The sequence below is a fragment of the Clostridium frigidicarnis genome, from assembly GCF_900111985.1.
GTDB classification, from domain to species: Bacteria; Bacillota; Clostridia; order Clostridiales; family Clostridiaceae; genus Clostridium_Z; species Clostridium_Z frigidicarnis.
In genome coordinates this window covers 164825-178354 of sequence record NZ_FOKI01000007.1, presented here as the reverse complement: position 1 = coordinate 178354, position 13530 = coordinate 164825, and the positions used below count along the sequence as shown (strand labels likewise).

10 protein-coding genes are annotated in these 13530 nt (G+C 30.3%); all 10 read left to right on the top strand.

Translation table 11 applies throughout. The features are described from left to right. Positions 1-369 precede the first annotated feature (369 nt). The 10 genes from BM119_RS06280 (at position 370) to BM119_RS06235 (ending at position 13343) form a co-directional block, all read left to right on the top strand. Positions 370-1389, top strand: a complete 1020-nt coding sequence (locus tag BM119_RS06280; protein WP_090039861.1) for a DNRLRE domain-containing protein — start codon at positions 370-372, stop codon at positions 1387-1389. 107 nt (positions 1390-1496) lie between these two features. Further along, positions 1497-3857 (top strand): beta strand repeat-containing protein, encoded by a 2361-nt coding sequence (locus BM119_RS06275; RefSeq protein WP_090039859.1) that lies wholly within the window; start codon positions 1497-1499, stop codon positions 3855-3857. Positions 3858-4080: 223 nt separating this feature from the next. Next, entirely contained in the window at positions 4081-5217 is a 1137-nt protein-coding gene (locus BM119_RS06270) for a tetratricopeptide repeat-containing glycosyltransferase family 2 protein (RefSeq protein ID WP_090039858.1), read from the top strand. A gap of 393 nt (positions 5218-5610) precedes the next feature. Next, on the top strand, positions 5611-6807 hold the full coding sequence (locus BM119_RS06265; protein ID WP_090039856.1) for a glycosyltransferase family 2 protein: 1197 nt from the start codon (positions 5611-5613) through the stop codon (positions 6805-6807). 80 nt (positions 6808-6887) lie between these two features. Next, positions 6888-9125, top strand: coding sequence for a glycosyltransferase (locus BM119_RS06260; RefSeq protein WP_090039855.1), 2238 nt, complete (start codon positions 6888-6890; stop codon positions 9123-9125). 36 nt (positions 9126-9161) lie between these two features. After that, a complete protein-coding gene (locus BM119_RS06255) occupies positions 9162-9557 on the top strand; it encodes a sugar 3,4-ketoisomerase (protein ID WP_090039853.1) in 396 nt (131 codons plus the stop codon). Positions 9558-9576: 19 nt separating this feature from the next. Further along, a complete protein-coding gene (locus BM119_RS06250) occupies positions 9577-10275 on the top strand; it encodes an acetyltransferase (RefSeq protein WP_090039852.1) in 699 nt (232 codons plus the stop codon). A gap of 57 nt (positions 10276-10332) precedes the next feature. Next, entirely contained in the window at positions 10333-11250 is a 918-nt protein-coding gene (locus tag BM119_RS06245) for a glycoside hydrolase family protein (protein ID WP_090039850.1), read from the top strand. Between the two features lie 11 nt (positions 11251-11261). After that, positions 11262-12218 (top strand): GNAT family N-acetyltransferase, encoded by a 957-nt coding sequence (locus tag BM119_RS06240; RefSeq protein ID WP_090039848.1) that lies wholly within the window; start codon positions 11262-11264, stop codon positions 12216-12218. A gap of 24 nt (positions 12219-12242) precedes the next feature. Then, a complete protein-coding gene (locus BM119_RS06235; protein WP_090039847.1) occupies positions 12243-13343 on the top strand; it encodes a DegT/DnrJ/EryC1/StrS family aminotransferase in 1101 nt (366 codons plus the stop codon). Positions 13344-13530 lie beyond the last annotated feature (187 nt).

Here is a 13530-nt window from a genome sequence, read left to right as displayed (position 1 = left end):
TCAAATATATGTACGTACTTGCTAGCAAAAACTCATGGAATTTAGAGTAAGTAAAGACTTTAAATTTATTAAAAAACATGCAAGTATATCATATTAAAGTTAAATTATAAATTTTGTAGGCAAAGGAAAACCAGTTACATAGTATATAAAGAGAATAATTAAATTTTAAAACTTATGACTTGCGTATATAAACAAATATAAATAAGTGTATGTATATTTGTTTTTAAAATCAGATAAATAATTAAAGAATTTTTATATTTTTTAAATGAGTTAAATATCAGCATTATAACTATAGATACCAATTCATATATTATAAGTTTTTATTTACCTCTATAATATTAATTTAAACTATTTAAGGAGGGGGAAAATTTGAGTTTCATTAAAATAAATTCTAATAAGGATACATTTATTGTATCAAAAGAAGAAGATGAAAACTTTAGTAATTGTGACAATTTGATTGTTAGCAAGAGATTATGTGATTGTAATAATAGTTTTGCAATACGTAGTTTAATAAAGTTTGATTTTGATGAATACAATCTGAAAGAAAGTGAAATAGAAAGTGCAAAATTATATCTTCATACTGATTCTGTAAACATTTCAGGTATGACTTCTATTTCAAAAGTAAAATTATATAGAAATACTGATGCCTTTGATTTTAAAACAGTAACTTGGAATGAAGCACCAAATACTGTTTCTACAGAATATGAAATTATAGTCTCAGTAAATGATAAAGACAAATATGTTAGTTTAGATATAACTTCTTTAGTAAAACTTTGGGTAGAAAATAATTGTTATAATTATGGCATAACATTAGAGGCTATTTATAATTATGTAACCATTATATTCTCATCTAGTAGATCTGGATTTAAGCCGTATTTGCTTATAAAGTCTAAAGAACATCACTGTAAGCCAAAAGGAGTAACTGGAGCCACCGGAGCTACCGGAGCTACCGGAGCCACTGGGCAAAGTGCATATTTATGTGGTTTACAAATTCAATTAAAAAATAATGATTCGAATATTTTAATTGATGGGAGTAATGTAATTTTTAATAATATTATAGGCAATCACTGTAGTGATGTTTTATATAACATTTGTACTGGAGAATTAACAATTTTGACAGAAGGCTTATATTTTATAAACTGGTGGGTTGGAATAGGTGGTGCTGGACCTATAAAAGAATTAGCTTTTTCAATAGAAAATAATGATAAAAGTATAGAGGTGTTGGGAGGATCAGGTGTATTTATAGGAGGACAGATAACAGGTAATGCATTAATAAATATAAGTGAGTTACCAATACATTTAAAACTTGTAAATGTAAGTGGAGCAGAAATAGAATATTCAAGTAATACAAGTGTTCAGGCTGATTTAACTTTATTAAAGATTAAATAAAATTAACCGCCCAATATTAAAAATATGAAACTTAATTAAAATAAATCATAATATACTAATGAATACTATTGTCGAAGATGGTTAAGTAAAAACAGTGGGGTGATAAAATGGCAATAATTGGACAAGGATTGCAGATACAAAGAGTAGCAGGTGGTACTGTAAGTCCCAATTCAAATGTTATATTTGATACAGTATTAATAAATTTAAGCCCTAATATATCTTATAACACGTTAACAGGAGAGGTAACAATATCTCAAATAGGTACGTATTATGCTACTTGGTGGGTAGCAGTGCAAAGTGCATTAGGACCTGCGGCTGTTAAGTTTTCAATAACTACATCTGCAGGAGATAATATAGTTGGAAATTCAGCATCAAAAACTGGTGAAGTTGTTGGTGACGCATATATAAATGTAACATCAGTTCCATTAACATTAACTTTAAAAAGTATAAATAGTGGATTAGTAACTTATGGACAAGCCACTACTATAAGGGCCAATATGGTAATATTGGAATCAGTAGAGTCCATAACCGGTGCCACCGGAGCTACTGGAGCAACAGGAGCAACTGGAGCAACAGGTGATACAGGAGCAACTGGAGCGACAGGAGACACAGGAGCTACTGGAGCAACAGGAGATACAGGAGTTACTGGAGCCACTGGAGCAACTGGAGTCACTGGAATAACAGGAGCAACTGGAATAACAGGAGCCACTGGAGTAATAGGAGCCACTGGAGTAACAGGAGATACAGGAGTCACTGGAGTAACGGGAGCTACCGGAGCAACAGGAGATACAGGAGCTACTGGAGCAACTGGAGCAACAGGTGATACAGGAGCAACAGGAGCTACTGGAGTAACAGGTGCCACTGGAGCAACTGGAGATACGGGAGTCACTGGAGTTACCGGAGCAACTGGAGCGACAGGAGACACAGGAGCCACTGGAGTAACAGGAGTAACCGGAGCAACAGGAGATACAGGAGTTACTGGAGCCACTGGAGTAACAGGAGATACAGGAGATACAGGAGCTACTGGAGCAACAGGTGATACAGGAGCAACAGGAGCTACTGGAGTAACAGGAGTTACCGGAGCAACTGGAGCGACAGGAGACACAGGAGTTACTGGAGCCACTGGAGTAACAGGAGATACAGGTGCCACTGGAGCCACTGGAGTAACAGGAGTTACCGGAGCAACTGGAGCGACAGGAGATACAGGAGCTACAGGAGCAACAGGAGATACAGGAGTTACTGGGGCAACAGGAGTAACTGGAGCTACCGGAGCAACTGGAGTAACAGGAGACACAGGAGCAACTGGAGTAACAGGAGACACAGGAGCAACTGGAGCAACAGGTGATACAGGAGCAACAGGAGCAACTGGAGTAACAGGAGTTACCGGAGCAACTGGAGTAACAGGTGCCACTGGAGCAACTGGAGATACGGGAGTCACTGGAGTTACCGGAGCAACTGGAGCAACTGGAGCGACAGGAGACACAGGAGCTACTGGAGCCACTGGAGTAACAGGAGATACAGGTGCCACTGGAGCCACTGGAGTAACAGGAGTTACCGGAGCAACTGGAGCGACAGGAGACACAGGAGCTACTGGAGATACGGGAGTCACTGGAGCAACTGGAGTAACAGGAGTTACCGGAGTTACAGGAGTTACCGGAGCAACAGGAGATACAGGAGTCACTGGAGTAACGGGAGACACAGGTGCCACTGGAGCCACTGGAATAACAGGAGTTACCGGAGCAACAGGAGATACAGGAGTCACTGGAGTAACGGGAGACACAGGAGCCACTGGAGCCACTGGAATAACAGGAGCTACCGGAGCAACAGGAGACACAGGAGTTACTGGAGACACAGGAGTTACTGGAGACACAGGAGTTACTGGAGACACAGGAGCAACTGGAGCCACTGGAGTAACAGGAGTTACCGGAGCAACAGGAGACACAGGAGCTACTGGGGCAACAGGAGATACAGGAGTTACTGGAGCCACTGGAATAACAGGAGTTACTGGAGCAACAGGAGACACAGGAGCAACTGGAGCAACAGGACCAATTGGACTACTTGGAGGATTGCTAATACAAGCACAAACCCAGCAATCAGGCATAGTTAGTAATAATTCACCAGTAATATTTGATACAATTGTTGTCAATTTGTCAAGTGATATTAGCTATAACACAGGTACTGGAGAAATAACATTCTCTAGTGCAGGAAATTATTTGATTGATTGGTGGATTGGTATAGAAGGTGCTGGGGATATTACTCAGATATCTTTTGCAATAAATGATGGAACTTCAACTTTAGTTAAGACTACTATTCCAATAATAGTTTCTGGTCAAATGTATGGGAATGCTTTAATACAAGTAACTACAACCCCTCTAGTAATAAGACTTTTAAATACTAGTGGAGGTGACATTCAATATTCAACAGTAGCAGATGTTCAGGCAGATCTTAGAGTAGTAGAAATACAATAATTATAAAATCAAAAGCCCTTATAGTATTAAACTTTAAGGGCTTTTTAAAAAAGTAATTAAGGAGTAGAGTTTCTTTTCCATATACATTGAATTATAACTACTTATTAAATGTAACCAGTATGTATTTTAAAATATAATGAGAAGGAACTTTATTAAATACAATTCTATTGGATGTTTAGTTGAATTTATATTAATCATTATTAATTTAGTATGAGGTGTAAAAATGAGTATTACTATAAGTTTATGTATGATAGTAAAAAATGAAGAGGAAACATTAGAGCGATGTTTAGAATCAGCACAATCATTTGTGGATGAAATAATTATAGTAGATACAGGTTCTACAGATTCAACAAAAGAAATAGCAAAAAAATTTAATGCTGTAGTTTATGATTTTAAGTGGATAGATGATTTTTCAGCTGCTAGAAATTTTGCTTTTAGTAAGGCTACAAAAGAATATATTTTTTGGCTAGATGCAGATGATTATATAACAAATGAAAATATAAAAAAGATTGAGGAACTAAAAGTTACCTTTGACAATAATGTAGATGCAGTAAGCATGAATTATTCTTTGAGTAGAGATGCAAAGGGTAATACAACTTATTCTTTAAAAAGAAATAGATTAGTGAAAAAAAGTAAAGATTTTAAATGGATAGGGTGTATTCATGAATATCTAGAAGTATTCGGAAATATTATTCATCCAGATATAAGTATAAATCATGGAAAGATGAAACCACATGGAAATAGAAATTTAGAAATATTTAGAGCTATGGAAAAGAAAAACATTGAATTTTCAGTAAGAGACAATTTTTATTATGCCAATGAATTATATTATAATGGTTTATTTAAAGAAGCTATAATTCAGTATGAAAATTTTTTGGATACTGGAAAAGGATGGGTAGAGGATAAAAAAACTGCTACAGCAAATTTAATACAATGCTACAATTTAACCAATAAAAAGGAAAAATGTATGGAAATAATATTAAAATCCTTTGAGTTTGACATTCCGAGGGCTGATATTTGCTGTAGATTAGCTGAACAATTTATGGAAAAACAGCAATATAATCAAGCTATTTTTTGGTATAAGGTTGCAATGGGATGTATTCATGAAAAAGATAATTTAGGAATAGATCATAAGGATTACTATACTTGGATTCCTAGTATACAGCTTTGTGTTTGTTATTCTATAATAGGTGATTATGATGCAGCATACTATTATAATGAGATGACAGCTATATATGTTCCTAATTCACCAAAAGTTGAATATAATAGAAATTTCTTGAATGGAAAATTTAAGGAGTTGGGAAAAGTTCAACCAGATTTAGATTGCAAACTAATTGATAGAAGACATAGGTTCTTTTAATAGCATTAATATAGTAAATATTTCTTAGTGGGAAAATAAAAACTTTAGATTTAACTAGGTAAGATATGATTTTTAAAATTAAATTTTTTGTAATAAAAACTATTAAAGTTATCAGAATTTAAAAAACTTTAATAGTTTTTATTTTTAATTGAATTTCAAATAAAAGCTTAGAATAAATTTAGTTATATCTAATAATTTAAAAAGTAGGAATGCTTTATATAGTAATAGACACTGTTTGATAAAAAACTATTATGAATATTACTAAATATATAAGAAACATTTATTAAATGAAAAACATATATTGAATATATGTAGGATTTTTATTCTGTATATTTTAAAAATTGATTTCTAGAAAAAGGTATATGGAAAATTATATATAATGAGGGCTGATTTATGAAAACTAGTATATTAATTATAACTTACAACAATATTGGATATACAAAATTATGTATAGAAAGTATAAGAAAATATACGAAAAGAGATGAGTATGAGTTAATTATAGTAGATAATAATTCATCAGATGGGACCATTGAATGGATTAAAGAACAACAAGATATAAAATACATCTTAAATAAAGAAAATTTAGGATTTCCAACAGCTTGTAATCAAGGAATAGAAATTGCCGAGAAAAATGATATACTTTTGCTGAATAATGATATCATAGTTACCACAAATTGGCTTGAAAATTTAAAAACTTGCTTATATAGTGATAAAACTATAGGAGCAGTTGGAGCTATAACTAATAGTTGTTCAAATTTCCAAGCTATTGGGGCTATATATGATATAGGAAACTTAAACGATTTTGCAAAAAGAGTGAATATTTCAAATGAAAAAATGTGGGAGGAACGTCTTAGACTAATTGGTTTTTGTATGCTTATAAAAAGAGAAGTTTTAGATAGAGTAGGCTTATTAGATGAAAGGTTTTCACCAGGAAATTTTGAAGATGATGACTATAGTCTAAGAATTAGAAAAGCTGGATATAGGTTAATGCTATGCAAGGATGTATATATTCACCATTTTGGAAGCGTGTCTTTTGGAAAAGGAAGAGAAAAATTAAATGAATTACTTCAAACTAACTATAATAAATTTCAGGAAAAGTGGAATATAAATTACTCCCAATTATTAAGTATACATTTAGATGTTCCTAATTATATAGATAGAGGTACATTTGAAAAATTTTCATTTTTAGAAATAGGATGTAATGGGGGCGGAACATTAACAAGTATAAAAAATAAATATAAAAATTCAGATTTGTATGGAGTAGAAGCTAATAAGGATATTCTTATTAATTTAAACCACATTGGGAAAATAGCTTCTAGTTTAGATGAAATAATTCAGGAAAATAATAAAGTCAAATTTGATTACGTATTATTAAAAGAAATAAGTTTAGAAATGAATTTAAAAATTATAAGAAAAATTAAATATCATATTAATAAGGGTGGAAAAATAATAATTATAATACACAACTTTAATGCAGAGATTTATAAGGCAGAGTTAATAAAAAATTTATTGATAGATTTTAAAGCTTTATGTCTTAGAGAATATGATAATGGGTTAAACAAGATTTTCATAGCAGACTCTTTAAATTAACATTAAAGACTATAATCATAGGAAACTAATACTGCTTAAAGTAAGGATTTAAAATAAAATCAAAAGGTGGTATTTATACAATGATGATAGATATATCAATTTTATATAAATTATTGAGTAAAAGCAGTGAATTTTGTAATAAATTTAATGATGAATGTAAGGATTTATTGAGGCTTAACAGAAATCTAGCTGATGTTTTAATTGAGGAGACAGGAAATGATTTTAGCTTTTTATATTTAAATTGTGGGGTTGGGAATAATCTTATATATTTAAAAAATATATTTAAAAAAGCTAACTTATATGGGTTAGAAAGAGACAAAAACTTTATAAATATGATAGAAGAATGTAGTAGTAAAGAAGATCACAAAGAAGATACTTCTATAAATATATATGAATATGATTCAATATCATATTCCAAGCTACCTAAATGTTTTGATTATATATATATAGATTGTACTAAAAATTGTGTTTTTGAAAAAGATATGGAGAATTCAATTAATTTTATAAAAAATAATGGAACATTAATATTAGAAAAGTTAGTTTATGATTCTAAAAAAGATCTTATTGAAGCTATGTTAAAAGAAAATATTCATAAATATCACGTTGTTATTCTTTATGATAAAGTATTAATAAATTTTTTGCAATGTAAAAACCAGATACAAATAAAATATTTAAATAAAAGTAAAGAAGATAATGTGAGGCCACTAGAAAACGTAGATAGTAATAAGATTGCATTTATATTTTGTATAAATAATAATGAAAAATTTAATATAGCTACTGATTATATAAAAAGATTAGAATCTTGCAACGAATTTTCAATAGATATAATAGCTGTAGAGAATGCTTCAAGTATAGCAGAGGGATATAATTTAGCAATGAATTCAACCAATGCTAAATATAAGGTATATTTACATCAGGATGTTTGGATTTTAAACAAAAAGTTTATTAGCGATGTTTTAAGAATATTTATAGATAATGAGAGTTTAGGGTTACTTGGTTGTGCTGGTACTAACAAAATTCCTACTAATGGTATATGGTGGGAAGGCTTATGCTATGGAAAAGTATTTGATAGCCATACGGGAAGTATGAGTTTGTTAAGCTTTAATAATTTTGAAGGAGAATATAAAAAAGTTCAGGCAATAGATGGATTAATATTAATAACATCTAAAGATGTAGAGTGGAGAGAAGATGTATTTAAGGGTTGGCATTTTTATGATATATCTCAATGCATGGAATTTTACAGAAAAAATTATGATGTAGGAGTTTTAAATCAGTTTAATCCTTGGTTTGTTCATGATTGTGGAAAAGTAAGTTTAGATGGATATGAAGAGTATAATAAGATATTTATAGAAGAATATATAAACAATAGACAAGTTAATAATGAAAATTATCCCTTAGTAAGTATTCTAATACCTGCCTACAATGAAGTAGATTATTTTAAGATAGCATTAGAAAGTGCATTGAATCAGACATATAAAAATATTGAAATTATAATATGTGATGATAGTACAACAGATAACATTAAAAACATGGTAAATAGATATATAGGAGAATATAAAAATATAAAATATTACAATAATGGAGGTCCTCTTGGAAAAAGAGGTGCTGTAAATCTTCAGAAGTGTTTTGATGTTTGTCATGGAGAATATGTAAACTTTTTGATGCAGGATGATGTATTCTCACCCAATAAGATAGAAATAATGCTTCAATATATTATTAATGATGAAAGTGTGTCTCTTGTAACATCTTATAGAAATGTCATAAATGGTGAGGGTTCTATGTTACAAGATCTTCAAGTGACAAAACCATTTGTACAGCAAACTTCAATCATAGATGGAGAGAAGCTAGGACAATATATTTTAGAGAATATGGCCAATGTCATTGGTGAATTTTCAACGGTTATGTTTAGAAAAAAGGATATGAAGGATATCTTACTCAATTATAAAGGGTATACCATGAGGTGTTTAGGTGATATTGCATCTTGGCTTAAACTTTTAAGCAAAGGAAATGCAGTTTATATAAGAGAGCCATTAAGTTGTTTTAGGATACATTCAAATCAAAATACATTTGATAGTATGCTTCAAATTTGGGGAGCAATAGATTGGTATTATCTTATAACATATTCATATTCAAGTGGCAAATTTATAAAGGATAGAGAAACTTTTTTAAGGACCTTAAAGCTATGGTTTAGAATGAATATGGATAAGATATATGATTATGAGAAGTATTTTTCTATTGAAATTAGTGACACCAAAGAAGCAAAAGAGTATTTATATAGCTGTTATAAAAATGGAATAAGACAATTATTAAACATGTAAATTTGGTACAAGCACTTTTGTGAAAGGATAAATTTAATGGATATAAAATTATATAACTTCAAAGAAATAGGTGATTATAGAGGTGTTTTAGTTCCTATAGAGCAACTTAAGAATATACCATTTGAAATAAAACGTATTTATTATATGTATGATACAAAGAAAGAGATAGTAAGAGGAAAACATGCCCATAAAACACTACAGCAGATACTAATTTGCATAAATGGACAGTGTAAAGTTTTGCTAGATGATGGTAAGGAAAAAAGTGTAGTTAATTTAGATAGGCGAAATTTAGGATTATATATAGGACCAAACACATGGAGAGAAATGTTTGAATTTTCAGAAGAAGCTGTGCTAGTTGTTTTGGCTTCTGATTATTATAAGGAAGAAGATTATATAAGAGATTATAATAAATTCTTAGAGAGTGTAAATTAATACTTGAGGAGGTTTTTATATGATAGGAACTAAGCAGAGCAATGAATTAAAAGAAGAATATATAGTAATCATAGGTGATGGAGAATTCGCTGAAATAGCTTATGAATATTTTACCCATGACTCCTCTTATGAGGTTGTAGCATTTGCTGTTGAGAAAGAATACATGACAAAGGAAAGTTTATTTGATCTTCCAGTTATACCTCTTGAAGAAATAGAGAAACTTTATCCAAATGACAAGTACAAGGTGTTTACAGCAATAACATTTACAAAACTTAATAGAGTTAGAACAAGATTATATAATGATGTTAAGGCAAAAGGATATAAATTTGTATCTTATGTAAGTTCAAATGCATTTGTATGGAGAAATGCTAAGATTGGAGAGAATACATTTATTTTTGAGAACAATGTTATTCAGTACAATGTAAATATAGGCAATAATGTGGTTATGTGGAGTGGAAATCACGTAGGTCATAGAGCTAGTATTGGTGACAACTGCTTTATATCCTCTCATGTTGTTATATCTGGATATTGTAAAGTTATGGAAAATTGTTTTTTAGGGGTAAATAGTACATTAGTTGACACAATAACCATAGCAAAAGATACTCTTGTTGGAGCAGGATCAGTAATAGCCAAGGATATATTAGAAGAAGGAAATATATATGTAGGTAGTCCAGGAAAATCTATAAATAAAACTGTATATGAAAAGTTTAAGATATAAGGCTTTATAAATTAATTAATGATTAAAATATAGATATAAATTAGGATGTGATAATATATGAAATGGACAAAAAAAGGGCTTATATATGGGCCTAATGGGGAGAGTAAGTATGCAGATAACTCAGCGTTGACTCCAACGCCAATATTAATAAATGAAGATACAATAAGAGTGTATAGTAGCTTTAGAGACAAAGAGGGAGTTGGAAGAATATTTTATGTGGATTTAGATTCTAAAAATCCATCTAAAATAAAGAAAGTTTCAAAAAAACCTATATTAAATATTGGTAAACAAGGAGCATTTGATGATAATGGCGTTATTTTAGGTGATATTCTATCGGTAAATGAAAAATTGTATATGTATTATGTTGGATTTCAAAAAGTCAAAGGAGTAAAATTCTTGGCTTATACTGGTCTTGCTATTAGTGAAGATAATGGAGAAAGTTTTAAAAGATATAGTAATGCACCTGTGTTGGATAGAAGCAATGAAGAGTTATATATAAGATCATTACACACAGTTATTCATATGAATGGTAAATGGAAGGCTTGGGGAGGAATAGGAAACGGATGGGAAGTTATAGATGGTATTCCATATCCTCAATATGATACTAGATATTATGAATCAGATGATGGGGTTAATTTTTCTAAAGAAGGTTTGGTTTGCGTTGAGTGTAGGGATAAAGAATATAGAATAGGAAGGCCAAGAGTTTTTCTGGAAAAGGGTAAATACCATATGTTTTACACTTATGGAACTACAGATAGAAAATATTTATCAGGATATGCCATATCAGATGATGGATTAAGTTGGAATAGAAAAGATGAAGAGGCTGGTTTTGAGTTGTCAAAAAGTGGGTGGGATTCGAAAGAATTTGCTTATCCAGCACCTATAAAAGTTGGAGATAAAATTTATATTTTTTACAATGGAAATGATTTTGGAAAAGAAGGTTTTGGATATGCAGAACTTATAGATGAGTTATAAGAGGTGAATCCATGAGTGAATTTTATATAGAACGTTATACTGAGAATAGAAAAGAGGAGTGGAATCAATTTATAACTAAAGCTAAAAATGGTTATTTTATGTTTGATAGAAATTACATGGATTATCATAAAGATCGGTTTTTTGACCACTCATTTATAATAAGTAAAAGTAATAAAATAATATCAGTATTACCAGCAATTGTAAGAATAAATAGCAATAAAGAATTAGAACTTATAAGTCATGGAGGGCTAACCTTTGGAGGACTTATATTAGACATATCAGTAACAGCTAGCCAGGTTTTAGATATATTCAATGGAATAATAAAGTATTGTAAGCAGAATCACATTAAAAGTATAGTATATAAACCAATTCCGTATATTTATAATAAATTACCCTCACAAGAAGACCTGTATGCTTTATATAGATATGGATTTAAACTTATACGAAGAGATATCTCATCTACAATATTTTTAAATGAAAAAATTAAACTATCAAAAGGAAGAAAATGCGCTATAAATAAAGCTATAAAAAATGGATTGGAAGCTACTAGAAGCTTTGATTTCAAAGAGTTTATAGATTTAGAATATAGGGTGCTAAAAGAAAAGCATAATGTTAAACCAGTGCACACAGGAGTTGAAATTGAAAGCTTGTCACAAAAATTTCCAAATAATATAAAGTTATTTACTTGCCATAAGAATGGAAGAATTCTTGCAGGTACTATAATATATGAAAATGAAAGTACAGTTCATACTCAATACATGGCTGTGTCTGAAGAAGGAAGGGACTCTGGAGCCTTGGATATAATTATTTATTATTTAATAAATGATTATTACAAGGAAAAGCTTTATTTTGATTTTGGAATATCAACAGAAAATAATGGTATGTATCTAAATGATGGGTTAATAAGACAAAAAGAAATGTTTGGAGGAAGGGCTATAGCTTATGATTTTTATGAACTAAGGTTATAGAGATTAATTTTAATAGGAGTAGATATGGATATTAAATTTTTGAATCTAGACCCAATGCATAAAGAGTTAGAAAAAGAAATTAAGGAAAAACTTATACAAGTATATAATAAAAGTAACTTTATTTTAGGAGAAGAAGTTGAAGCTTTTGAAAAGGAATTTGCTAAATTTACTGGTGCTAAGTATTGTGCTAGCTGTGGAAATGGATTAGATGCTTTAGTGTTATCATTAAAAGCTAATGGTATAGGTGAAGGACATGAAGTGATTTTACCAGTAAATACTTATATAGCAACAGCTTTAGCGGTATCTTATGTAGGGGCTAAACCAGTTTTTGTAGAACCAAATTTTGAAACCATGAATATAGATGTAGAAGCTATAGAAGAAAAAATAACAGTGAAAACAAAATGCATAATTCCTGTACATCTTTATGGAACACCTGCGAATATGGATAAAATAATGGAAATTGGTAATAAATACGGTCTTAAAGTAATAGAAGATTGTGCTCAGGCTCATGGAGCCAAATATAAAGATAAAATGGTGGGTACTTTTAAAGATGCTGGAGCTTATAGTTTCTATCCAGGTAAAAATTTAGGGGCTTTAGGTGATGGTGGAGCTGTAATTACTAATGATAAAGATATATATGATAAAATAATAGCTTTAAGAAATTATGGATCAGAGAAAAAATATTACAATAAATATAAGGGAATAAATTCTAGATTGGATGAGATTCAAGCAGCTATACTTAGGATTAAATTAAAATCTTTATCAAAATGGAATAATGAAAGACAACTAATTGCTAAAAGATATATAGAAAATATAAAAAATCCTTCAATAATCACTCCCAAAAATTTTCACGATATAGAACAAGTATGGCATCTGTTTGTAATAAAAAGTGAGAGAAGAGAAGAGCTTAAAAATTATTTGAAAAATAAAGGGATAAACACATTAATACATTATCCAATACCTATACATCTTCAAGAGTGTTATAGTGACTTAAGTTATAAAAAGGGAGAATTTGCTATAGGGGAAAAAATAGCTGACCAGATCCTTAGTATTCCTATTTGGTATGGAATGTCTATAGAGGAGACAGACTATATAGTCAATGCTTTAAACGAAGCTAGGGTTTAAATGTTAAGTTTTAAATCTAAATTAAAATAGTTTAGATCCTTAAAAATAACCATGTATAATGGGTAGAAATAAAAATAGATACGCCTATTATATATGGCTATTTTCTTATGTAAAAAAACAATAAATTTATTTATTAAAAGTAATTTTATATAATTTTTTATAAGGCTAAAAATGTATATTCAAGTTA